Consider the following 23,173-nt stretch of genomic DNA (forward strand, 5'->3'; position numbering starts at 1 on the left):
GTCTGCCGATGATGCTCGAGCACACTCGGCTGCTGGTCGAGTGCGAGTCGCCTTCATCGGATCTCGATGCCGTGCGGCGCGTGTCCGAGGCGGTCGCCGAGATCGGGACGGATGTCATCGGCCGGGAACCGGAGCGGCTGACGGTAGAGGGATGCAGTCACCTGCGCTGGACCTCGCCACGCCGCACTGGTGGGCGGGTGTTGCTCCTGGGACACTACGACACGGTATGGCCGCACGGCTCACTCGCGGCGCACCCGTTCACCGTCGAGGACGGCGTCGTGCGAGGGCCAGGATCTTTCGACATGAAGGTCGGGGTGGTCATGGCTATTCATGCCATGGCACTTGTGGCTGCGCACGCCAATGTGGACCTCTTGCTCACTGGCGACGAAGAAATCGGATCGCTGACATCTCGTGCGCTGATCGAAGCGACGGCCGCTGAGTGCTCTGCGGTTCTCGTTCTCGAAGGCGCTGCCGAACGGGGCGCGCTGAAGACACAACGCAAAGGCATCTCGCAATACACCCTCGAAGCCAGCGGACGGGCCGCGCATGCAGGACTGGAACCTGAGAAAGGGATCAACGCGACACTCGAGATAGCACACCAGGTGTTTGCCGTGTCAATGATGGATGCAGCCGAGCGTGGTACAAGCGTTGTTCCCACTGCGTTGCAGAGCGGCACGACATTGAACACTGTGCCTGCCAATGCGGAACTGTCCATCGACGTGCGGGCGTGGGATCGAGCCGAGCAGGAGCGCGTCGACCGTGCATTGCGCGCGTTGAGCCCGGCGTTACCCGGTGCCCGCCTGCATCTGTCAGGCGGTCCGAGTAGGGCACCATTGGAGCAGTCCGCGTCCGCATCGCTGTTCGAAGTGGCTCAGCAGGTCGCACGCGACATCGGCATCGGCCCACTCGCGGGCGCCGCGGTGGGTGGCGGCTCGGACGGGAACTTCACGGCGGGCATCGGTGTGGCAACTCTTGACGGGCTCGGTGCCGTCGGCGGCGGCGCGCATGCCGTCGATGAGCACGTGATTCTGGCGGAGGTCCCGCGCCGGACGGCGCTTGTCGCCGGGATCGTCGAACGCATCGGCGCGATTGTCGATCAGGACTAAAACGGTGCAGGCAACTGGTGAGCACCGATAGACACAGCGCGTTCGCCGCGCGTCAGGATTTTGGTGTGAGAATGTTTGAATCGAGATCAGGCACCAGCGTGCTCGAAGGGGCCTTGGATGCGGCGTCGGCGTCGGCGGTCGCCGCGGCCGAAACGACCGATGTCGAAATACGACCGCTACGGCTCCTGTCAGAGTTCATGGATTGCGAACGATTGTTCGCGAGGGTATGGAAGCCGGGCGACGGTGGAGTGCCCCTGACGAGCGAACTGCTCAGAGGCATCGCATCCGCCGATAATTACGTCGTTGGCGCGTTCGCCGACTCGACGTTGCTCGGAGCGTGCGTCGCGTTCTGGGGCCTCCAGCGAGTCACATCATGCACAGTCATATCGCCGGCGTCGACAGCCGAGCGCGTGGTCGTGCCCTCGGGTACGCGCTGAAGCTTCATCAGCGCGCCTGGGCGTTGTCGCACGGCGTCAACGCAATCACCTGGACCTTCGATCCGCTCGTCGCCCGTAATGCTCATTTCAACCTGCACAAGCTCGGTGGGCGACCCGAGGCGTATTACACGAACTACTACGGTTCCATGGGCGACGAGCTCAACGGCGCGGATGAGACGGATCGCCTGCTGATCCGATGGCAGCTTGACAGTGCGCACGTGCAGCGCGCGTGCGACGCAGCGCCAGGGTCGCGCAAGATCGCATCCACTGCGCTGCCGCCGCCTGTGCTGATCGTCGGAGAACGAGGGGAACCGGTGCTCACGAGCGTGGTCAGCGAGTCGGTCCTCGTGAGCGTGCCGTCCGATATCGAAGGAATTCGACAGCGAGATGAGCCGCTTGCTCGGGAGTGGCGCATCGCTGTTCGAGACGTCCTCGGGGCCTCATCAGCGAAGGCGCTGTTGTGGAAGGCTTTGACCGGAGTGCTGCGGCGTACATCGTGAGGAAGGGAAATCACCGTGAAGATTGATGGGATTGAGATTCGGCGCGTTCGGATGCCGCTTGTCGCTCCGTTCAGGACCTCGTTCGGCACTCAGACCGAACGCGAGCTCCTCTTGGTCCGTGTGCGCGGACCAGAGGCCGAAGGGTGGGGCGAATGTGTGGCGATGTCCGACCCGCTCTACTCGTCGGAGTACATCGATGCCGTCGAGAACGTGATGGGTAACTTCTTGATCCCCGATCTGCTTGCGCAGACGGATGTGAAGGCGAGCGATGTGGGCCCGCTGCTGGCCAAGTACAAGGGTCATCGCATGGCCAAGGCCGCGTTGGAGATGGCAATGCTTGATGCGGAACTTCGGGTTCACCGGATGTCGTTCGCGCAGGCGTTCGGAGCGGTGACGACACATGTCCCAGCGGGGTGTCGGTGGGCATCATGGATTCTATCCCGGCACTTCTGGACGTCGTCGACGAGTATCTGTCGGAAGGCTATGTGCGCATAAAGCTGAAGATCGAACCGGGCTGGGACGTAGCGCCTGTGCAGGCCGTGCGTGAGAGGTTCGGAGACATTGCGCTGCAGGTGGATGCGAATACCGCTTATACGCTCAACGACAGTAAGCAACTTGCGAAGCTCGACGACTTTGATCTCTTGCTCATCGAACAGCCACTTGAGGAAGAGGACGTCCGAGCGCACGCAGTGCTCGCGGAAAGGGTGAACACACCGATCTGCCTCGATGAGTCGATCACCTCGGCGCGCTCGGCCGCGGATGCAATCGCGCTCGGGGCATGTCAGATCGTCAACATCAAGCCCGGGCGAGTCGGCGGGTATCTTGAGGCGCGCCGGATCCACGATGTCTGCGTCGCCTACGGCATCCCGGTGTGGTGTGGGGGAATGCTCGAAACGGGCCTGGGGAGGGCAGCGAACGTGGCTCTCGCGGCGATGCCGGGGTTCACGCTCCCTGGCGACGTGTCGGCCTCCGACCGCTTCTACAGCGAAGACATCACTGAACCGTTCGTGCTGCGTGAGGGCGGACTCGATGTGCCGACTGGACACGGTCTAGGGGTCTCGCCAACCCCGGAACGGCTTGACTCTTTCACTTTCGCGACGTCTGAGTTCTTCCCCGCATAGGTTTCGATTCGTACGATTGAACGAAAAGTCAGCGAATGTAGGTAGGATCGGACTGTCGGTCCAATCAGCGGCCGACATACCGTGGGGTGGTGTTGAGTGCAATGCCTGCGAAGCCTCGAACGAGCCTGAGCCGTGTGCTCGATGACCTCGGCGGCACCCTGCTGGAGCACGTCAGCGGCAACGTGAGTGCTGTCACAGATGTCGGTGGAGTGGTGATCTACGACCCGGCCGACGTGCCGGCGATCCCGCCACAGGCCATCGTGCTCGGCGTCGGCATGACCGAGCCACATGACGTCGCGACCCTCCTGATGGAGCTCGCGGATCAGGGCGCGGGAGCACTTGTCGTTCGTTCGCCAGTCGCCCGAACGGACGAGCTTTTCAGCGCCGTGGCCAAGTCAGGGCTGACACTGCTGGAACTGGCTCGGGGGCGACCTGGGGCAGCTCGCAGCGATGCTCCGTACGCTCATCGCCGAAGCCGATGTCGGGGATGTATCGCCCCAGACCATCGGTGGTATGCCATCGGGAGACCTCTTTGCGCTTGCCAATGCGATCGCGGCATTGCTTGATTCGCCGGTGACGATCGAGGACCGGGGATTCAATGTTCTCGCGTTCTCGGGTCGCCAGGATGAAGCAGATTCGTCTCGTGTCGAGACGATACTCGGACGGCAGGTCCCCGACCGATTCGCCAGTCTTCTCACAGCTTCCGGCGTCGTCGCAGAGTTGTACCGAAACGAGGATCCCATATACGTTTCTCCCGGATCGTGGAGCCCCGTCAGCGATGCCTTGCCACGCGCGGCATTGGCGGTGCGTGCCGGTGATGAGATCCTCGGGTCGATCTGGGCGGCCGTCCGAGAGCCGCTGAATGCGGCGCGGACGGAGGCGTTCGTCGAAGCGGGCAAGCTTGTCGCGCTTCATCTTCTGCGTATCCGCGCAGGCGCTGATGTCGAACGCGGCCTGCGCAGCGAGCTCATCAGTTCAGCTCTTGAGGGAGGAACGGCCGGGCCCGAGGCGCTGGGGCGTCTAGGCCTTCTCGGTAAACCTCTGGTCGCGATGGCGATGGGGCTCGCAGAACACCCTGGCGGAGGGGATGACTCCACGACCCACGCTCGCCGTGCTGCGGAGAAACAGCGACTCGCAGATGCTTTCGCGATGCATTTGGGCGCAACTCAGCCCAGAGCAGTGGCGGCGCTGATCGGCGACACGGTCTACGGCCTGGTTCCCGCTCATGACGACGCGCCTAGAGCGCAAGAGCGAATGGTCAGCGTCGCGGAGGACTTCCTTGCCCGCACCGGCACCAAAGTTCCTGCCGTCATCGGCATCGGGTCTGTCGCCCACGATGCCACGGGCCTCAACCGGTCAAAGACGGGCGCCGATCGCGCTCTGCGCGTGCTGCTTCATCGAGGTGAGAGCGGCACCGTGGCCGCGATCGATCGAGTCCATGTCGAGGCTTTGCTTCTCGAACTGGGCGATCTCGCGGCGGCGCGGGGGGATCAGCTGAGTGGACCCATCGCGAGACTGCGAGACTACGACGCCGAGCATAAATCACAATTGCTGATCACACTCGAGTGCTGGCTCATGGCTTTCGGTGATGTCACCGAGGCGGCGGCGGCAGCCTTCGTGCACACGAACACTTTTCGTTACCGCTTGAAGCGCGTCGCCGAAGTGGGTCGAATCGACCTGTCCGATGCGAGTGACCGCTTTGAGGCGATGCTGCAGTTGCGGTTGCTCAGGTCGTCGCGCAACGTGTCGGCGTCTGCAGATCTTGGGTGAGGTCAACGATCAAAGCCGACGAGATTCGTGGCATCTGATGATGTTCGCCACCGTGCTCCTGGCGATGATCGTTAGGTGCACATCCCAGCGAAGTCAGGACTCTCCACGGAATCAGATCATCCGGACGCAAACGATGTGAGCTTGCTGTTCGGCGGGCATCCGCGTGGGGCTCACAACTCCATCATCGATGTCAGCGGAATCGCGATCGGCAACGTTTCCGTTTCTGATTCCAGCCGCGACGTGCACACCGGGGTGACCGCCATCGTGCACGAGCGGCTCACACGAGGGAAGACCTTGCCGGCGGGATTTCACTGCGGCAACGGATACGGCAAGTTTGTCGGATCTACGCAAGTGCAGGAGCTCGGCACCATCGAGACACCGATGCTACTCACATCCACACTTTCAACTTTTCGTGTAGCCGATGCACTGATCTCGTGGCTGCAACGCCGAGAGCGTCGCAGCTCCGTCAATCCCGTTGTCGGTGAGATCAACGACTCCTGGCTGTCGCCGGGGGCGGATCGACCAATCGAAGAGGCTCATGTGTTCAGCGCGCTCGACGGAGCCGATGACGGCGCGCTTGCCGTGGGCGCCGTCGGAGCTGGCACCGGCGCCTGTGCACTTGGCTTCAAGAGCGGCATCGGCTCGGCGTCGCGACTCATCGAAGTCAGGGGCGAGCAGCGCACGGTCGGCGCCCTCGTTCTGTCGAACATGACTGGCCAGCTCCGTATCGGCGGTCGCGTCGTCACTCCTGAGTCCTTGCAACTGCCGGCTGCGGGGCCGCTCTCGGAGGTGGGCTCGTGCGTGACGGTCGTCGCGGTCGACTTTCCTGCGTCGGCGGTGGAGCTGACGCGGTTTGCGCGGCGTGCCGTCTTCGGTATCGGACGCGCCGGAGCAGGCTACAGTCATGGCAGCGGTGACTACGCACTTGCGTTCAGTGCGGACCCGACCGTGGCGAATCCACTGAGCGAGACTGACCTCGATCGTATCTTCACCGCGGTGTTGGACTGCGTCGAAGAGAGCGTCATCGGGGTCTTCTGGCCGCATCGACAGTCACTCTCAGCACCGGCCGCACCGCACACGCCTTGCCGTTTCGGGACTTACAGATCCAAAGGTCGTCGCGATGACGGCGCCGACACTTGGGGTGCTCGGCGGGATGGGGCCCCTCGCGACCGCTTATTTCTACGAGGCGCTGGTTCGTCTGACGCCCGCGTCGCAAGATGGTGACCATATCAAGACGATCATCTGGAGCGACCCCGCCGTCCCTGATCGGACCGCTTATCTCACGGGCAGTGGCATCTCGCCGTTGCCAAGGATGCTGGGTGGAGTCCACGCCCTCAGCTCTTTGAAGGTTGACGTCATGGCGATGCCCTGCAACACAGCCCATGCCTTCTTGGGAGAGTTGCGGGGCTCAACGCAGGCGCTATTCGTCGATATGGTCTCGGAGACTGTGCAGGCGACAATCCGCGCATATCCCGAGTGTGCAACGATCGGAGTCCTTGGCACAAGAGGTACGCGTGCGGCAGGCCTCTACGACGCTGCCGCGATCGGTGCTTCGCTCACGGTGGCGTACCCCTCTGAAGCCGATCAGACGAGGCTTGTCGATGAAGCAATTCGGATCGTCAAGGCGGGAGGCGATCTTGATCTTGCTGATCGGTTACTGGCGGCTGCGGCGCAGAATCTCAAGAGCTCAGAAGTCGACGTCGCAATCGCTGCATGCACCGAGCTTCCGCTTGTCATGAGCCGCGCGCGATCGATTCTTCCGGTCATGGACTCCATCGAGTGTCTCGCAGCGGCGTGCGTTCGCGAGATTCGATGGGTCGGACGCCGAGTTGCGTCGGGCCCGTCAGTCGAGGACTGACCGAGCGCGCCCGGTCTCAGTTCGGCAACGGCGGCTCGTCCGACTTGACTCCGCGTGCATGCCTGCCTACAGTTCAGATAACCTGAATCAGGTTTCAGAACTACCTTCCAACGTTGAAAGGCACGCACATGCGGGTTACAAAGAAGTTGCTGCTGGGCACCGTGGTCACCACGGCCGCTCTTGTCATGACGGCGTGCGCGCCGTCGACCGACCCCGGCACGGGTGGGGAGGACGGCGGAGACACTCCCGGTCTGACCGAGATCACGGTCGGCGTCATCACCAGCGAGACCGGGCCCCTGGCCGGCTACGGCAAGCAGTACCTCGACGGCTTCAAGGCGGGCCTTGACTACGCCACCGACGGCACCGGCGAGATCGACGGCACCAAGATCGATGTCGAGTACCGCGACGACGCCGGCGACCCCGACACCGCTGTCACCGCCGCCAAGGAGCTCATCGGCAACGGCGTGAACGTCCTCCTCGGCTCCGCCTCCTCCGCGGTCGCCCTGGCGCTGGCCGAGCAGGCCGAGCAGAACAAGGTCCTCTTCGTCTCGGGCCCCGCCGCCGCCGACGCCGTCACCGGCATCAACGGCTACACCTTCCGCTCGGGCCGCCAGTCGGCGCAGGACGTCGCCACCGCCGGCGCCTTCCTCGACGACCTCGACGGCAAGAAGATCGTCGTCTACGCGCAGAACACCGCCTTCGGCCAGGGCAACGTGGCCGCCGTCGAGGCCATCCTCGGAGGCAAGGGCGCCGCGGTCGAGTCCGTGCTCGTGGCTGAGGACGTCACCGAGTTCACGCCCTTCGCACAGCAGGTGCTCAGCGCTCAGCCCGACCTCGTCTTCGTGGCATGGGCAGGCGCCACCACCGGCGCCATGTGGCAGTCGATGACCCAGCAGGGCGTGTTCGACGCCGTGCCGGTCGTCACCGGCCTCGGCGACTCGCCGACGTTCGGCGCCTACGGTGAGGCCTCGGAGCAGATCAGCTTCCTGAACCACTACTTCCCGGGTGCTCCGAGCAACGCCGTCAACGACGCGATGGTCGCGGCGATCGAGGCCGCGGGCGGTACCCCCGACCTGTTCAGCCCCGACGGCTTCAACGCCGCCATCATGCTCGTGCAGGCCGTCAAGGAGGGCCAGGGCGACGTCGACGCCATGATCGCCGCGCTCGAGGGCTTCACCTTCGAGGGCCCGAAGGGCACCACCACCGTCCGCGCGAGCGACCACGCGCTCCTGCAGGAGATGTACACGGTCCGTCTCGTCGCCGACGGTGACACCTTCGTCCCGGAGCTCATCGACACCGCCTCGGCCGACTCCGTCGCTCCCTGAGCGGAACGGACGGCAACACCTCGCATGCGGTGTACTGAGCGACTGTAAGGAGCCGAAGTGAACACCCCTCTCCCGTCCGCCCCGCAGGCGGAGACCCCCGGTGCGGCGCTGCGCGTCGAAGGCCTGGGCCTCCAGATCGGCGGCGCGACCATCCTGAAGGATGTCGACCTCGACATCGCTCCCGGCTCCCTCGTCGGAGTGATCGGGCCCAACGGTGCCGGCAAGACCACGTTGTTCAACGTGATCTCCGGGATCATGCGGCCCACCGCCGGGCGCATCCTGATGGATGGCGAAGACATCACGACGATGTCCGTGCCCCGGCGGGCGCGGGCGGGACTGGGGCGCACCTTCCAGACCTCGAGCCTCTTTCCGAGGCTGAGCGTCCTGGAGAACCTGCGCCTGGCCGCGCAGGTCGACCTCGGCGGCAACTACTCCATGCTGCGTGTGCCTCGTCGAGGGGACGAGGCCACGCAGCTGGCCATCGGCGCGCTCGAGCAGGTCGGCCTCGGCCACAAGCTCGACACCCCGGCCGGCGACATCAGCCACGGAGACAAGCGCAAGCTCGAGATCGCCGTGATGCTGGCCACGCACTCGCGCCTGGTGCTCCTCGACGAGCCGATGGCCGGCGTCGCCTCCGGCGACGTCGCCGGGCTCGTGGAGAACATCCGCGAGATGCAGCGCGCCAGCGGGTGCACGGTCCTCATGGTCGAGCACCACATCGACGTCCTCATGGGGCTGGTCGATCTCGTCGCCGTGATGTACTTCGGCACGATCATCGCGCTGGACACCCCGCAGAAGATCATGGAGAACCCACCGTGCAGAGCGCGTACCTGGGAACGGGGAGCACCGCATGAGCGAGCCGATCCTCACCGTCAAGAACCTCCGCGCCTCGATCGCCGGGCAGCAGGTCGTCGAGGACCTCTCCTTCGAGGTCCCCGCCACCGGCATCACCGCCGTCCTCGGCCGCAACGGCGTCGGCAAGACCTCCACGCTCCGAGGCATCCTGGGCCTCATCAGCCGCAAGGGCGAGGTGCGCCTGGACGGCAAGCGGATCGACGGCCTGCCCACCCACAAGATCGTCCAACGCGGCGTCGGCTACGTCCCCGAGGACCGCGAGGTCTTCGCCGGGCTCACCGTGGCCGAGAACCTCGCTCTCGCCGAGCGCCAGCGCGACCCGCGGCACGAGTTCGTCGCGGAGCTCTTCCCCGACCTCGTCCAGCGCCGCGAGCAGCGTGCCGGCACCCTCTCGGGCGGCCAGCAGCAGATGGTCTCCGTCGCCCGGGCGCTCCTCAACGACAATCGGATCCTGCTCGTGGACGAACCCACCAAGGGCCTCGCGCCCAAGATCGTGACCGAGGTCTCGGCCGCCCTCCGGGAGGCCTCGAAGACCGTGCCGATCCTGCTCGTGGAGCAGAACCTCGAGGTCGTGCGGCAGCTCGCAGACGGCGCGATCGTCATCGCGGGCGGCCGCGTCGTGCACACGGGCAAGGCCGGCGAGATCCTCGCCGACGAAGACCTCACCCGCCGCCTTCTCGGCGTCAGTGCGGAGGCCCACGCATGAGCACCCTGGTCCTGACACTCGTCATCGGCGTCGGCCTCGGCGCCCTCTACTTCCTCGTCGCCAGCGGCCTGAGCCTCATCTACGGCCTCATGCACGTGCTGAACTTCGCCCACGGCGCCTTCCTCACCCTCAGCGCCTACATCGGCTGGTTCGTGGCGCAGCAGATGGGCGCGACCACCTGGCCCGCCTTCCTCGTCTCGATCCTCGTCGGCGCCCTGGTCGGCGCTGTGTTCGCGACCTTCACCGAACTCGTGCTGATCAGGCCCTCTACGAGAGGCACATAGAACAGGTGCTGGTCACGGTCGGCCTGTCGTTCGCGGCGATCGCCCTGTTCGAGGGCATCTGGGGCTCCGACCCGATCAACATCACAGGACCCCGCTGGCTGATCCAGACCACGAACGTGCTGGGCGCGCAGATCCCCAACAAGTACTGGGTGCTGATCGTCGCCGCCGCGCTCGTCCTGGCCGGACTCGTGCTCTTCCTGCAGAAGACGCGCTACGGCATGATCATCCGCGCCGGCGTGGAGAACCGCTCGATGGTCACCGCCCTCGGCATCGACGTGCGCAAGTCCTTCACCCTGGTCTTCGCGATCGGCGGCGCGGCGGCCGGCATCGGCGGCGTGCTCGCCATGCACTACTCGACCTACGTCTCCGCGCACCTGGGCTCGACGCTGCTGATCTTCGCCTTCATCGTCACGGTGGTCGGCGGTCTCGGATCGCTGACCGGCGCGGCGCTCGCATCCGTCCTCGTCGCGGTGCTTCAGCAGGTCGCGAACACCTATCTCAACGGCACGGGCGACTTCATCGTCGTCATCCTGCTCGCGGTCGTGCTGCTGGTGCGACCGACCGGACTCATGGGGAAGAGGGCATGACCGTGAACACCACCTCCCGACCTTCGTGGAAGCGGTTCCTGCCCGCGATCGCCGGCGGCCTGCTCGTCGTCGTCATGGCTCTGCTGCCGCTGCTGAACATCTCCATCCCCGGCGTGCTGCCAGGACCCACTTACACGCCCGGAAGCCTCGCGCTGCTGTCGCTGTGCCTGGTGTTCGCGGCCCTGGCGCTGTCGTACAACCTGCTGCTGGGCACGGCCGGCATGCTCTCCTTCGGCCACGCCCTCTACTTCGGCGCGGGCGCCTACGGCCTCGGCATCGTGCTGCGGGCGACCGACCTCCCGCTGTGGCCGGGCATCTTCGTCGCGATCCTCGGCGGCCTGGTGATCGCGGTCGTCACAGGTGCCGTCGCGATGCGCGTCTCGGGCATCCCCTTCGCCATGGTCACCCTCGCCTTTGCCCAGGCCGGTTCGGTGCTCGTGCGCCGCAACCAGCAGGTCACCGGCGGCGAGGAGGGCTCTCCCTCCGCACCACCCACGTGCCGGACTGGCTCGTCGGGGTCATCAACACGAAGAACCTGTACTGGCTCATGCTGGTGATCCTCGTGATCGTGTACCTCGTCGTCCTCTGGGTCGACCGCTCGCGCCTCGGCCACCTCGCCGCGGCGACGCGGGAGAACGAGCTGCGGGTGCGGGTGCTGGGCCTGCGCCCGGTCTACGCGCGCCTCATCGTGTTCGTCGTGGCCGCCTTCTGCGCGGGGCTCGCCGGCATCGGCTACCTGCTGCTGCAGTCGGGCACGCAGCCGTTCTCGGTCAGCGCCGACCTCACGATCACCGTCCTGGTGATGGTCGTGCTCGGCGGCGTCGGCTACCGCTGGGGGCGATCGTGGGCGGCGTGCTGTTCACGATCCTCGACCAGCGGCTGAAGGTGCTCGCGCGCGCCGAGGAGCTGCACGCCCTCCCGGACTTCCTGCGCATCCCGCTCACCGAGCCGCTGTTCCTGCTGGGCGTGCTGTTCATCCTCGTCGTGATGTTCCTGCCCGGCGGCATCGCCGGAACCGTGGACTCGTGGATGCGCAAGCGCCGCGGCAGCGCCCACACCGGCGCGGGCCTCGAGCAGCTGGACTCGGCCGAGCTCGCCGATGCTGGTCAGGGCGGAGCGGTCGTGCGATGATTCCTGGAATGCAGGAGAACGTGGAGGGCCCGCACACGATCGGTCGCTGGCTCCGTGAGCGCGCCGGCGCCGACCCGCGCCGCATCGCGATCGACGACCGCGGCGTCGCCCTGGACTACCGCACCCTGCACTCCCGCGCCGAGCGGCTCGCGACCACACTGTCGGATGCCGGCTACGGCCCCGGTCACCGCATCGCCACCGTCTCGGGCAACTCCGCCGACCACGTGGTCGCCTTCTTCGCCTGCGCGCTGCTGGGCATCGCCCTCGTGCCGCTGTCCTGGCGGCTGACGCCCAACGAGCTCGCCGACCTCGTCCGCCGCAGCGAGGCCGCCCTCGTTCTTGTGGACGACGAGTACTCGGCGCTCGCCGCCGCGGCGCTGCACGTGCGGGGGAGCAGGCGCCGGCATCCGCGATCCTCGGCGAGACCGGAGTCGAGCGCGCGGTGACCGCCTGCCCGGACCCGGTCGCGCGACGGGGCGCGCAGGACGACGATCCGCTGCTGGTCATCTTCACCTCCGGGAGCGAGGCCGCGCCCAAGGGCGTCGTCCTCACGCACGCGAACTGCTTCTGGAACAACCTCGCGCTCTCGCGCGCGATGCCGCTGACCTCCGACGACGTCGTGCTGGCGATCCTGCCGCAGTACCACGTCGCCGCCTGGAACGTGCAGCCCCTGCTGGCATGGTGGATGGGCGCGACCGTCGTGCTGGAGCGCTCCTTCCAGCCCGGCCGGGTGCTCCAGCTCATCCAGGACCGCGGCGTCACCGCGATGATGGGCGTGCCCACGCAGTATCGGATGCTGCACGACGCCCCGAATGGGAGACCACCGACCTCAGCACCCTGCGGATCGCCCTCGTGGGCGGCGCCACGATCCCCGAGGATCTCGCCGCCGACTGGGCGCCCCGCGGCATCCGGCTCACCCAGGGCTACGGGCTCACCGAGGCCGGCCCGAATGTGCTCTCGCTCCCCGCGGCGGACGCCGAAGCGCACCCGGGTGCGGTGGGGCGACCGTACGCGACCGTCGACGTCTGCCTCGTGGACCCTGCGACCGGTATGCCGCTCGACGGCGAGGCGACGGGCGAGCTGTGGGTGCGCGGGCCGAGCGTGTTCGCCGGATACCTGGGCGACCCTGACGCGACCGCGCGTGCCATGGTCGGAGAATGGCTGCGCACGGGCGATCTCGTCAGCCGCGACGCGAGCGGGGTGTACCGGGTCGTCGACCGGCTCAAGGACATCTTCGTCTCCGGCGGGAGAACGTCGCCCCGGCCGAGGTCGAGGCCGCGCTGACCTCGCATCCGCTCGTCTCGGCCGCCGCCGTCGTGGGCGTGCCCGACCTCGTGTGGGGGAGCGCGGCGTGGCGTTCGTCACCGCCATCGGACCGGTGTCGCAGGACGAGGTCCTCGCGCACATCCGCACGCGCCTGGCCGCCTTCAAGCTGCCCGTGCGCATCGTCTTCGTCGACGAGCTTCCCCGTTCCACGATCGAGAAGGTCGCCCGCCGACGCCTGCGCGATCTCGCCCAGCGACTGATCGCCCCGACACCCCAGGAGAGCAGCGATGTCCGCACTGACTGACGACGAGCAGGAGCTCGTCTCGCCCGCCACCGGGCGTCCGCTGACCAAGCGCGGCGAGGCGACCCGCCGCCGGCTGCTCGAGGCCGCCGAGGCGGTGTTCGCCGAGCTCGGCTACCACGAGGCGTCGATCGTGAAGATCACCGAGCGCGCCGGCGTCGCCCTGGGCACGTTCTACCTCTACTTCGACAGCAAGCAGACGATCTTCGAGGCGCTCGTCATCGACCTCAACAGCCGCGTGCGGCACTCGATGACCGAGGCGATGACGGGCGCGACGAGCCGTATCGAGGCGGAGCGCCGCGGCTTCGAGGGGTTCTTCCGATTCACGGCCGAGCACCCCGCGCTGTACCGGGTCGTGCGCGAGGCCGAGTTCGTCTCACCTCAGGCCATGCGGCTGCACTACGAACGCATCGTCGAGGGATACGTCGCGGGGCTCAGCGCCGCGCAGGCCGACGGCGATGTCGACGCCGCGCTCGACCCGGAGATCACCGCCTGGGCGCTGATGGGCATGGGCGAGCTGATCGGCATGCGATTCCTGCTCTGGGAGCGCGACGCCGCGGGCACCGCGCCGACGGAGATCGACCCGGCCGTGATCGATTCGATGATGCTGTTCATCCGGAACGCGCTCGCCGCGCGGACCACGCACGAGGAGGACACCCAGGGATGAGTGAGCAGGACCTCTCCGGCAAGCGCGCCGTCATCACCGGCGGCGCGAGCGGCATCGGCCTCGCGTGCGCGCACGAATTCGCCGGCCGCGGCGCGCAGGTCGTGATCGCCGACGTCAACCAGGAGGCCGCGGAAGCAGCCGCGACCGAGGTCGGCGGCGAGGCCTGGGTCGTGGACCTGTCCGACACCGCGCCGCTGGACACGCTCGAGCTCGACGCCGACATCCTCGTCAACAACGCCGGCATCCAGCGGGTCAGCCCCATCGAGGAGTTCGACCCGGAGATGTTCCGCGTCATCCAGCGCATCATGGTCGAAGCACCGTTCCTGCTGATCCGGGCTGCGCTCCCCGGGATGTATGCGCGCGGCTGGGGGCGCGTCATCAACATCTCGAGCGTGCACGGGCTGCGCGCGAGCGCCTTCAAATCGGCGTACGTCACCGCCAAGCACGGCCTCGAAGGGCTGTCGAAGGTCACCGGCCTCGAAGGCGGCCCGCACGGCGTCACGAGCAACTGCATCAACCCCGGTTACGTGCGCACCCCGCTGGTCGAGAAGCAGATCGCCGATCAGGCGCGGGTGCACGGCATCCCCGAGTCCGAGGTCGTCGAGAAGATCATGCTCACCGAGAGCGCGATCAAGAGGATGGTCGAAGCCGACGAGGTCGCCTCACTCGCCGGCTGGCTCGCATCCGACAAGGCGTCGATGGTCACCGGTGCCTCCTACACGATGGATGGCGGATGGACGTCTCGATGAGTACGCACACCTATCGCACGCTGGACGTCCCCGTCTCCGGTGGCAGCCTGCGCGTGGGCGTCTGGGAGCCGGAGGACGCAACGGATGCCACCCCCAGCGTTCTCGCGATCCACGGCGTGACCGCGTCGCATCTGGCCTGGCCGTTCGTCGTGGATCAGCTGCCGGGCGTGCGGGTGATCGCGCCGGATCTGCGCGGGCGCGGGCGGAGCAACGAGCTCTCGGGTCCTGCCGGTCTGAGCGCGCACGCCGACGACGTCGTCGCCGTGCTCGACGCGCTCGGCGTCGACAGTCTTCCCGTCATCGGTCACTCGATGGGCGGCTTCGTCTCGGTGGTGCTCGCTCACCGGCATCCGGATCGGATCACCCGGGTCGTGCTGATCGACGGCGGGCTCCCGCTCGACGTCCCGGCCGGCCTCGGGGCCGAGCAACTCGTCTCGGCGATCCTCGGCCCGACGGCGGAGCGCCTCTCGCGCCGCTGGGCGGGCGTCGAGGACTACATCGCGGGGTTCTGGCGCGAGCATCCGGCGTTCGCCGAGGTCTGGAGCGAGGAGCTCGAGCGCTACATCGCCTACGACCTGGTCCCGGAGGGCGACGCCTTCCGGCCCGCGACGAGCTACCAGACGACCGTCGACGACACGATCGACATGAACACCGGCACGGCTCTGCCGGAGGCGCTGGCCTCGATCCGGCATCCGATGGTCTTCCTCAGCGTGCCACGAGGATTGCAGAACGAGGAGCCGGGGCTGTATGCGCCGGATCACCTCCAGAACGTGCTCGCGGCCCTGCCATCGGTGCGGCACATCGCTCTCGACGACCTCAACCACTACACGGTGGTCATGAGCCCGCAGGGCGCCGCCGCGATCGGCGACGTGCTGCGCGAAGAGGTGCGCGCGGGGACGCCGATCGCCGGCCGCTGAGCACCCTCCCGACTGCGTCCCTCCCGGTCGTTGAGCGAGCACGGCCGAAGGCCGAGCGAGACGAAACGCGGTTGCTCGACCGGGAGAGGGCGGTCACCTTCGTACGTTCGCGATCCGCGACGACAGCTCGTGCGCATGCGCCAGGAGCGTGCGCCCGAGCGACTGGATGCGGTCGGGGCCGAAGCGGAACTCGACGCCGGTGAGGCTCAGCGCCCATTCGGGCGGCCCACCCGATCGAAGACGGCCGCGCCGATGCCCCAGCTGCCCTCCACGATGAGTCCGGGGTTGATCGCGAAGCCGCGGGCCTTCGTTTCGGCGATCCGCTTGCGCAGGGGCGACTCGGAATGGGGGCGTCCCCAGGCGTCGTCGAGGTCGGTGTGGCGACCCAGATAGGCATCCACATCGTGATCAGGCAGGAACGAGAGGATCGCGAGGCCGGCACTGGCGACGCCGAGCGGGAAGCGCACGCCTTCGCTGAGCACGAAGGAGCGGATCGGGAAGGAGCCGTCCTCGCGCAGCAGGCACACAGTCTCGTCCGCGCGGCGCACCGACAGGAACGCGCTCTCCTCGGTCGTGACCGCCAGGGAGCGCACGATGTCACGCGCGACCGCGGTCACGTCGTAGCGTGCCGCGGCCACGCTCCCCATAAGGAAGAGCTCGGGTCCCGGCATCCATCGCGAGGTCTCCTCATCGCGGTCGACGAGGCCCTCCGCCCGCAGTGCGGAGAGCAGACGGTGGGCGGTGGATCGGCTCAGGCCCGCCTTGACGGCGAGCTCGTGCAGCGCGCCCCCGCCCTCGCCCGCAGAGGTGACGAGACGGAGCAGGAGCGCGGCCCGGGCGATGGCCTGCGCGCCGGGCACCGTCCGAGTCGAGAGTGATTCCATAATGTGGACGCTAGTCCGAATCCTGGCCACATGGCAAGCACGGGCTTGTTCCCCTCGCGCGGACGACGGATGCTGGAATGACGACTTACACGAAGGAGTGCCGCGTGATCGACAAACAGTGGAGTTCTGCCGCTGAGGCAGTGGCCGACATCCCCGACGGGACATCGCTGGCCGTCGGCGGGTTCGGACTCTCCGGAAACCCCATCGCCCTCATCGAGGCGCTGCTCGCCCAGGGCACGACCGACCTCAGCATCGTCAGCAACAACTGCGGCGTCGACGACTGGGGCCTGGGCGTTCTGCTGCAGGCCAAGCGCATCCGCAAGATGACCTCGTCCTACGTCGGCGAGAACAAGGAGTTCGAGCGCCAGTTCCTCTCGGGCGAGCTGGAGCTGGAGCTCACGCCCCAGGGCACGCTCGCCGAGAAGCTGCGCGCCGGCGGCTCCGGCATCGCCGCCTTCTTCACGCAGACCGGCGTCGGCACGCAGGTGGCCGAGGGCGGGCTCCCGCGTCGCTACGGCGCCGACGGTCAGATCGCCGTCGCCTCGCCCGTGAAGGACACCCGCGTGTTCGAGGTCCGCGGCGAGGAGCGCGAGTTCGTGCTGGAAGAGGCGATCGCCACCGACTTCTCGCTCGTGCACGCCGCCGTCGGCGATCGTCACGGCAACCTCGTCTTCAACAAGGCGGCACGCAACTTCAACCCTCTGGCGGCGATGGCCGGCCGTGTCTGCATCGCCCAGGTGGAGCGCCTCGTCGAGCCCGGTGAGCTCGACCCCGACGCGATCCACCTCCCGGGCGTGTTCGTCCACCGCATCGTCGAGGTCGGCAGCGACATCGAGAAGCGCATCGAACGGCGCACGGTCGCCGTGGAAGGAGCCTGAGCATGGGACTCGACCGCAACCAGATGGCGGCCCGCGCGGCGCAAGAGCTCTCCGACGGCTCCTATGTGAACCTCGGCATCGGCCTGCCGACTCTCGTGCCGAACTATGTTCCCGAGGGTGTCACGGTGGTGCTGCAGTCCGAGAACGGCATCCTCGGCGTCGGGCCGTACCCGACCGAGGAGAATGTCGACCCCGATCTGATCAACGCGGGCAAGGAGACGGTCACCACCCTGCCCGGCTCGGCCTTCTTCGACTCGGCGACCAGCTTCGGCATGATCCGCGGCGGCAAGATCGACGCGGCGATCCTCGGCGCGATGCAGGTCTCGGCCACCGGCGACATCGCCAACTGGATGATCCCCGGCAAGATGGTCAAGGGTCCGGGCGGCGCGATGGACCTCGTCCACGGCGCGGCGAAGGTGATCGTACTGATGGAGCACGTCGCCAAGGACGGCTCGGCGAAGGTCGTGAACGAGTGCTCGCTGCCGCTGACGGGGCGCGGCGTCGTCGACCGGATCATCACCGATCTCGCCGTCATCGACGTCACCGATGAAGGACTCGTGCTCGTCGAGACCGCCCCGGGCGTTACGGTCGAGGAGGTCGTCGCCGCCACCGAGCCGGCGCTGATCGTCTCGGAGAACCTGAAGGAGACCGCATGAATGCCACCGATGTCGTCATCGTCGCCGCCGCGCGCACCGCGCAGGGTCGCCTGAAGGGGCAGCTGGCGTCGTTCACCGCTCCGCAGCTCGGGTCCTTCGCGATCCGCGGCGCACTGGAGCAGGGGGTGTCTCTCCGGATGCCGTCGACGCGGTCATCATCGGCCAGGTGCTGGCGGCCGGCTCCGGGCAGAACGCCGCCCGCCAGGCGGCCATCGGGGCGGGCCTCGGCTGGGACGTTCCCGCACACTCGGTCAACAAGGTGTGCCTGTCGGGGCTCACCGCGATCATCGACGCCAAGCGCATGATCGACAGCGGCGACGCCACGACGGTCGTCGCCGCAGGCATGGAATCGATGACCCGTGCCCCGCACTTGCTCATGGGCTCGCGCGACGGCTGGGCCTACGGCAGCGTCGAGGTTCTCGACCACATGGCCTACGACGGGCTGACCGACGCCTACGACAACGAGAGCATGGGCCTGTCGACCGAGCGCCACAACGAGCGGTTCGAGCTCACCCGCGAAGATCAGGACCATGTCGCAGCCCTCTCGCATCAGCGCGCCGCCGCGGCGCAGGAGGCCGGTGTCTTCGACGCCGAGATCGTCCCCGTCGAGGTGCCCCAGCGTCGCGGCGAGCCGATCGTCGTGACCAAGGACGAGGGCGTCCGTCCCGACACGACGGTCGAGTCCCTCGCCGGTCTACGCCCGGCGTTCGCGAAGGACGGCACGATCACCGCGGGCAACTCCTCGCAGATCTCCGACGGCGCCTCCGCGGTGATCGTCACGACCCGCGAGAACGCCGAGGCGCAGGGGTGGCCCGTGCTCGTCGTGATCGGGGCGAACGGCCAGGTCGCCGGTCCCGACAACTCGCTCCAGGCGCAGCCCTCGCGCGCGATCGAGCGTGCCCTCGAGAAGCAGGGGATCGCGGCATCCGACCTCGACCTCGTCGAGATCAACGAGGCCTTCGGCGCCGTCGTCGCGCGCTCGGTGCGCGAACTCGGGGTCTCCCCGGACATCGTGAACATCCACGGCGGTGGAATCGCGATCGGTCACCCGATCGGGGCCTCCGGTACGCGCCTGGTCGTGCACCTGGCGCATGAGCTGGCGCGACGCGGCTCCGGCACGGCAGCCGTCGGCCTCTGCGGAGGAGGAGGTCAGGGCGAGGCCCTCATCCTCACCCGCTGACGGCGCGCGGCACCCGCTCTGTCGCGAGTGGTCTCACAGATTCACCTTCTCGCCCTGCGAGAGCCCGAATCTGTGGGACCACTCGGCAGGGCAGGGCGGCGGCTGAGTCCTCTCAGCCGTCGCGGCGCTTGAGCTGCTTCTCGGCGCGCTTGAGCTGCTTCCGTGTCTCCTTGTTCAGCGGCTCCACGTCGGCGGTGGGAACACCGCGGCGCTCGCGGTTGAGGTCGACGATCGCGCCGATGGCGAGCGCGAGGGTGATGCCCCAGCTGAGCCAGGCGAGGGCCACGCGCCAGGTCCACTCCTGTTCACGCGACCCGCGAAGCAGTGACATTCCGGCGGTGATCGCCCCGATGATCCCGGTGCTGAAGAGGTAGCCCATGTGCTCCACGCTACCCCGAGCGCTAGAATCTGTGGTGGCCCCGGCATCGCCCGGCGGCCCCTTGACTGTGTATCTACCGGCCGCCGGCATCCTCCGGCGGAAAGCGGCGGCACCCTGACCCCGCTCCCGCGGAGGTGCAAGCCATGTCCCATTCTGTTTCTTCCCCTGCTTCCGAACGCAGTCTCCTGCAGATCGCAGGACTGCCCTACTTCCTGATCGCCTTCGTCGCCCGCCTGCCGTTCGCGATGATGGTCGTCGGCGTTCTCACCGTCGTCGTCTCCGCGCGCGGCTCGCTCTCGGTCGGCGGTCTGACCTCGGCCGCCGTCGGCGTCGGCACGGCGATCTTCGGCCCGCTCCTGGGCGCGGCCGCGGATCGTTTCGGACAGCGACCCGTCCTCGTGGTCCTCGCCTTGGCGAACGGCACGATGCTGGCGGTGTTCGGCCTCATCGTCTACGGCGACGCCTCCGACGCCCTCGTGCTGCTCGCGGGGTTCGGCATAGGCGCGACGGCGCCGCAGGTGGCGCCGATGTCGCGCTCCCGGCTGGTGACCATGATCAGCGAGCGGATGCCGGCGAGCCGGCAGGCGCGGACGGTCTCGGGGACGATGGCCTACGAATCGGCCGCCGATGAAATGGTGTTCGTGTTCGGGCCCTTCATCGTGGGCCTGTTCGCCTCGCTCATCGCGCCCTGGGCGCCGCTGGCGGGAGCGGCGGCGCTCACGGTGCTGTTCGTCGGCGCCTTCGCGCTGCATCCGAGCGGGAAGCACATCGCGCTGGCGCGCGGGAGGACGGGAAGGCGCCCTCGCCGGCATCCGATCTCTTCCGCCCGCCCTGCTCGTCGTGGTCGTGGGCATCTTCGGGGTCGGCTTGTTCTTCGGCTCGATGCTGACGTCGCTGACGGCCTTCATGGACGAGCGCGGCGCGCCGGAGCAGGCGGGCTCCTGTACGGGGTGATGGGGATCGGCTCGGCGCTGCTCGCGCTCGGGTCGCCTGGTTCCCGGCGCGGTTCACACTGCGCGCCCGCTGGCTGGTCTTCGCCGTCATCCTGCTGCTGGGCACGCTCCTGCTGCCCCTCGTCGAGACACCTGCGGGGATGATGGCGGCGCTCGCCGTGATCGGCATCGGCATCGGCCCGACACTCGTGACGCAGTACAGCTTCGGTGCGGCACGGAGCCCGGCGGGCCGCTCGGCGACGGTCATGACGATGCTCGGCTCCGGCGTCATCGTCGGCCAGTCCGTCGCCGCTGCCGCCACGGGGATCCTGGCCGATCGCGCCGGCGCCGACGCGGCACTGCTCGTCCCGATCGCCGCGGCCGTGGTCGTGGTGGCCATGGCGGCGATCAACTGGCCGTTGAGCGCGGTCCATCGGGCTGCACGCAGACCTCGGTAGCCTGGGGAGAACGCGTCACCGTCGTAAGGAGCCGCCGTGTCCGCAGCAGAATTCGTCGTCGTCGCCAATCGCCTGCCGGTGGACCGGGTCGTCACGGGCGACGGCGAGGAGTCCTGGCGGCCGTCTCCTGGGGTCTCGTGGCCGCCCTCGAACCCGTGATGAAGCAGGCGCAGGGCGCCTGGGTCGGATGGGCGGGCCAGCCCGATCTCGAGGTGGCCCCTTCACCTTCGACGGCCTCGCGCTCATCCCGGTCTCCCTCAGCGCCGAGGAGGTCGCCGAGTACTACGAGGGCTTCTCGAACGACACGATCTGGCCGCTGTACCACGACGTGATCGCGCCGCCGCAGTTCCACCGCGAATGGTGGGACGCCTACGTGCGGGTGAACCGGCGCTTCGCGGAGGCGGCCGCACGCGCCACCGCCTCCGGCGGCACCGTCTGGGTGCACGACTACCAGCTGCAGCTGGTGCCGCGGATGCTGCGCGAGCTGCGCCCCAATGTCACGATCGGCTACTTCCATCACATCCCCTTCCCCGCGCACGGCCTCTACGCCCAGCTGCCCTGGCGCGATCAGGTGCTCGAAGGTCTCCTGGGCGCCGACGTCATCGGATTCCAGCGCGCGCAGGACGCCACCTACTTCCTCGCCGCGGTGCGCCGGCGGCTCCGCTACGAGGTGAAGGCCTCCACGGTCGCGCTGCCCGATGGCCGCACGCCGCTCGTGAAGGGCTTCCCGATCTCCATCGACACGGCGCCGTACCGTGAGATGGCACAGCGCCCCGACATCCTCGCCCGCGCGGCCGAGATCCGCGAGGGCCTGGGTGGTCCCAAGAAGATCCTGCTCGGCGTCGACCGGCTCGACTACACCAAGGGTATCCGTCATCGCATCAAGGCCTACGGAGAGCTGCTGGACCAGGGGCGGATCTCGGTGGAGGACGTCACCTTCGTGCAGGTGGCGAGCCCGAGCCGCGAGCGGGTGGACGCGTACATGCAGCTGCGCGACGAGATCGAGCTGTCGGTGGCCCGGATCAACGGCGATCACGACACGACCGGCCACACCGCGATCCGCTATCTGCACCAGGGCTTCCCGCGCGAGGAGATGGTCGCCCTCTACCTCGCCGCCGACGTCATGCTCGTCACGGCGCTCCGCGACGGCATGAACCTCGTGGCGAAGGAGTACGTCGCGACCCGCGGGACAACCGCGGCGTGCTGGTGCTCAGCGAGTTCACCGGCGCCGCCGATGAGCTGCGCCGGGCCGTGCGCGTGAACCCCCACGACATCGAAGGGCTCAAGGACGCGATCATGACCGCCATCGAGATGCCGCCCGCCGAACAGGGAAGGCGGATGCGGTCGCTGCGCAAGCGCGTGCTGGAGAACGACGTCACGGCGTGGTCCGACTCCTTCCTCGCCGCTCTCGCCGAGGCCCGGGAGGGGCGCGCATGACCCGCCTGTGGTCTCCGGATGCCGCCGAGCCGCCCCTTCGCACGCTGGCCGCCACGCCGCGCCTGCTCGTCGCCCTGGACTTCGACGGCACCGCCTCGCCGCTCGTCGACGATCCGATGGCGGCCCGCGCGCTCCCCGAGGTCCGGGAGCAGGTCGAGCGACTGGCGGCTCTGCCCGACACCACTGTCGCCTACGTCTCGGGGCGCAGCATGCACGATCTGAGGGTCATCGCCGAGCACGACGATGACTCGCCGATCGTCCTGGCGGGCTCGCACGGTGCCCAGTACTGGTATCCGGGGCAGGGTGAGGAGCAGCCGGCGGATGCCGCCTCCGAGCTCCGCGCCGAGCTCGGCGATCTCGTGCGCACGCTCCTGGACGGCCATGCGGGAGCGAACTTCGAGCCGAAGGCGCTGGGGTTCGGCGTGCACACGCGCCTGGCCGCGCCCGAGGTCGAGGAGGCCGTCTTCGCCGCCGTCGACGAGCTGATGGCCGAACGTGCGCCGCACTGGCGTCGCCGACAGGGGCACAACATCCTGGAGTTCTCGTCGACGGCGACCGGAAAGGATGCCGCGATCGGCATATTGCGGGAGCGCTTCGACGCCACCGGCGTCCTCTTCGCCGGCGACGATGTGACCGACGAGGATGCCATGCGTGTGCTGGGCGCGGGCGACCTCGGTGTGCGCGTCGGGGCGGGGGAGACCGCGGCCACCCTGCGTGTCGAGAGTCCACAACAGATCGCCCTGCTCTTGGACGCACTGGCGACCGAGCGCGCCGCCGGACGGGAATAGA

22 protein-coding genes and 7 pseudogenes are annotated in these 23,173 nt (G+C 68.0%); 27 read left to right on the forward strand and 2 right to left on the reverse strand.

Annotation, left to right across the window (positions count from 1 at the left end):
• Positions 1–8: 8 nt before the first annotated feature.
• The 20 genes and pseudogenes from KAE78_RS12990 (at position 9) to KAE78_RS13070 (ending at position 15,580) form a co-directional block, all read left to right on the forward strand.
• The gene (locus KAE78_RS12990; RefSeq protein ID WP_223171119.1) at positions 9–1,106 is read left to right on the forward strand and encodes a M20 family metallopeptidase; all 1,098 of its coding nucleotides are present in this window, start codon (positions 9–11) and stop codon (positions 1,104–1,106) included.
• Between the two features lie 17 nt (positions 1,107–1,123).
• Positions 1,124–1,543: a hypothetical protein gene (locus tag KAE78_RS12995; RefSeq protein WP_223171120.1), complete on the forward strand. Its 420-nt coding sequence runs from the start codon at positions 1,124–1,126 to the stop codon at positions 1,541–1,543.
• 23 nt (positions 1,544–1,566) lie between these two features.
• Positions 1,567–2,043 carry a hypothetical protein gene (locus tag KAE78_RS13000; RefSeq protein WP_223171121.1) on the forward strand — a complete coding sequence of 159 codons (477 nt, stop codon included), beginning with the start codon at positions 1,567–1,569 and terminating at the stop codon, positions 2,041–2,043.
• Positions 2,044–2,058: 15 nt separating this feature from the next.
• Positions 2,059–3,164: pseudogene (menC, locus tag KAE78_RS13005) on the forward strand (o-succinylbenzoate synthase).
• 450 nt (positions 3,165–3,614) lie between these two features.
• A complete protein-coding gene (locus KAE78_RS13010) occupies positions 3,615–4,934 on the forward strand; it encodes a PucR family transcriptional regulator (protein WP_223171122.1) in 1,320 nt (439 codons plus the stop codon).
• A gap of 141 nt (positions 4,935–5,075) precedes the next feature.
• Entirely contained in the window at positions 5,076–6,158 is a 1,083-nt protein-coding gene (locus tag KAE78_RS13015; protein WP_223171123.1) for a P1 family peptidase, read from the forward strand.
• On the forward strand, positions 6,088–6,792 hold the full coding sequence (locus KAE78_RS13020) for an aspartate/glutamate racemase family protein (RefSeq protein WP_262927670.1): 705 nt from the start codon (positions 6,088–6,090) through the stop codon (positions 6,790–6,792). Before KAE78_RS13015 ends, KAE78_RS13020 begins: the two co-directional genes overlap by 71 nt.
• A 128-nt stretch (positions 6,793–6,920) precedes the next feature.
• Positions 6,921–8,117 (forward strand): substrate-binding domain-containing protein, encoded by a 1,197-nt coding sequence (locus KAE78_RS13025; RefSeq protein ID WP_223171125.1) that lies wholly within the window; start codon positions 6,921–6,923, stop codon positions 8,115–8,117.
• A 57-nt stretch (positions 8,118–8,174) separates the two neighbouring features.
• Positions 8,175–8,971, forward strand: a pseudogene (locus KAE78_RS13030) (ABC transporter ATP-binding protein).
• Complete coding sequence (locus KAE78_RS13035; protein WP_223171126.1) at positions 8,968–9,678, forward strand: ABC transporter ATP-binding protein; 711 nt, start codon at positions 8,968–8,970, stop codon at positions 9,676–9,678. The pseudogene KAE78_RS13030 and the gene KAE78_RS13035 overlap by 4 nt, the downstream one beginning before the upstream one ends.
• A pseudogene (locus KAE78_RS13040) lies at positions 9,675–10,549 on the forward strand (branched-chain amino acid ABC transporter permease). Before KAE78_RS13035 ends, KAE78_RS13040 begins: the two are co-directional and overlap by 4 nt.
• Entirely contained in the window at positions 10,546–11,106 is a 561-nt protein-coding gene (locus tag KAE78_RS19915) for a branched-chain amino acid ABC transporter permease (RefSeq protein WP_411155949.1), read from the forward strand. Before KAE78_RS13040 ends, KAE78_RS19915 begins: the two are co-directional and overlap by 4 nt.
• Positions 11,046–11,432 (forward strand): ABC transporter permease subunit, encoded by a 387-nt coding sequence (locus KAE78_RS19920; RefSeq protein ID WP_411155950.1) that lies wholly within the window; start codon positions 11,046–11,048, stop codon positions 11,430–11,432. Before KAE78_RS19915 ends, KAE78_RS19920 begins: the two co-directional genes overlap by 61 nt.
• Positions 11,402–11,680, forward strand: coding sequence for a hypothetical protein (locus tag KAE78_RS19925; protein ID WP_411155951.1), 279 nt, complete (start codon positions 11,402–11,404; stop codon positions 11,678–11,680). Before KAE78_RS19920 ends, KAE78_RS19925 begins: the two co-directional genes overlap by 31 nt.
• Positions 11,681–11,700: 20 nt before the next feature.
• A complete protein-coding gene (locus tag KAE78_RS17940; protein WP_262927671.1) occupies positions 11,701–12,126 on the forward strand; it encodes an AMP-binding protein in 426 nt (141 codons plus the stop codon).
• Positions 12,123–12,964 (forward strand): annotated as a pseudogene (locus KAE78_RS19930) (class I adenylate-forming enzyme family protein). Before KAE78_RS17940 ends, KAE78_RS19930 begins: the two are co-directional and overlap by 4 nt.
• On the forward strand, positions 12,855–13,250 hold the full coding sequence (locus tag KAE78_RS13055; RefSeq protein ID WP_262927871.1) for an AMP-binding enzyme: 396 nt from the start codon (positions 12,855–12,857) through the stop codon (positions 13,248–13,250). The pseudogene KAE78_RS19930 and the gene KAE78_RS13055 overlap by 110 nt, the downstream one beginning before the upstream one ends.
• Positions 13,234–13,914 carry a TetR/AcrR family transcriptional regulator gene (locus KAE78_RS13060; RefSeq protein WP_223171127.1) on the forward strand — a complete coding sequence of 227 codons (681 nt, stop codon included), beginning with the start codon at positions 13,234–13,236 and terminating at the stop codon, positions 13,912–13,914. The genes KAE78_RS13055 and KAE78_RS13060 overlap by 17 nt, the downstream gene beginning before the upstream one ends.
• The gene (locus KAE78_RS13065; protein WP_223171128.1) at positions 13,911–14,663 is read left to right on the forward strand and encodes a 3-hydroxybutyrate dehydrogenase; all 753 of its coding nucleotides are present in this window, start codon (positions 13,911–13,913) and stop codon (positions 14,661–14,663) included. Before KAE78_RS13060 ends, KAE78_RS13065 begins: the two co-directional genes overlap by 4 nt.
• Complete coding sequence (locus KAE78_RS13070) at positions 14,660–15,580, forward strand: alpha/beta hydrolase (protein ID WP_223171129.1); 921 nt, start codon at positions 14,660–14,662, stop codon at positions 15,578–15,580. Before KAE78_RS13065 ends, KAE78_RS13070 begins: the two co-directional genes overlap by 4 nt.
• Before the next feature lie 93 nt (positions 15,581–15,673).
• Here the strand turns inward: KAE78_RS13070 and KAE78_RS13075 are convergent.
• Positions 15,674–16,464: pseudogene (locus KAE78_RS13075) on the reverse strand (IclR family transcriptional regulator).
• Positions 16,465–16,568: 104 nt separating this feature from the next.
• Here KAE78_RS13075 and KAE78_RS13080 point away from each other — a divergent pair.
• The 3 genes and pseudogenes from KAE78_RS13080 to KAE78_RS13090 all read left to right on the forward strand — a co-directional run bounded on the left by KAE78_RS13080 (position 16,569) and on the right by KAE78_RS13090 (position 19,178).
• Positions 16,569–17,342 (forward strand): CoA transferase subunit A, encoded by a 774-nt coding sequence (locus KAE78_RS13080; protein WP_223171130.1) that lies wholly within the window; start codon positions 16,569–16,571, stop codon positions 17,340–17,342.
• 2 nt (positions 17,343–17,344) lie between these two features.
• A complete protein-coding gene (locus KAE78_RS13085; protein ID WP_223171131.1) occupies positions 17,345–17,998 on the forward strand; it encodes a CoA transferase subunit B in 654 nt (217 codons plus the stop codon).
• A pseudogene (locus KAE78_RS13090) lies at positions 17,995–19,178 on the forward strand (acetyl-CoA C-acetyltransferase). Before KAE78_RS13085 ends, KAE78_RS13090 begins: the two are co-directional and overlap by 4 nt.
• 112 nt (positions 19,179–19,290) lie before the next feature.
• On the opposite strand, the gene KAE78_RS13095 reads toward KAE78_RS13090, so the two are convergent.
• Positions 19,291–19,557 carry a hypothetical protein gene (locus tag KAE78_RS13095; protein WP_223171132.1) on the reverse strand — a complete coding sequence of 89 codons (267 nt, stop codon included), beginning with the start codon at positions 19,555–19,557 and terminating at the stop codon, positions 19,291–19,293.
• Between the two features lie 143 nt (positions 19,558–19,700).
• Between KAE78_RS13095 and KAE78_RS13100 the strand changes: the two genes are divergently transcribed.
• From KAE78_RS13100 to otsB, 4 genes and pseudogenes are all read left to right on the forward strand, one after another.
• On the forward strand, positions 19,701–20,654 hold the full coding sequence (locus KAE78_RS13100; RefSeq protein ID WP_223171133.1) for a hypothetical protein: 954 nt from the start codon (positions 19,701–19,703) through the stop codon (positions 20,652–20,654).
• Positions 20,651–20,947, forward strand: a complete 297-nt coding sequence (locus KAE78_RS13105; protein WP_223171134.1) for a hypothetical protein — start codon at positions 20,651–20,653, stop codon at positions 20,945–20,947. Before KAE78_RS13100 ends, KAE78_RS13105 begins: the two co-directional genes overlap by 4 nt.
• A gap of 36 nt (positions 20,948–20,983) precedes the next feature.
• Positions 20,984–22,384, forward strand: a pseudogene (locus tag KAE78_RS13110) (trehalose-6-phosphate synthase).
• Positions 22,381–23,172 carry a trehalose-phosphatase gene (otsB, locus tag KAE78_RS13115; protein ID WP_223171135.1) on the forward strand — a complete coding sequence of 264 codons (792 nt, stop codon included), beginning with the start codon at positions 22,381–22,383 and terminating at the stop codon, positions 23,170–23,172. Before KAE78_RS13110 ends, otsB begins: the two are co-directional and overlap by 4 nt.
• Position 23,173 lies beyond the last annotated feature (1 nt).

The sequence above is a fragment of the Microbacterium sp. NIBRBAC000506063 genome (genome assembly GCF_017968845.1).
In the GTDB taxonomy this organism is placed as follows: domain Bacteria; phylum Actinomycetota; class Actinomycetes; order Actinomycetales; family Microbacteriaceae; genus Microbacterium.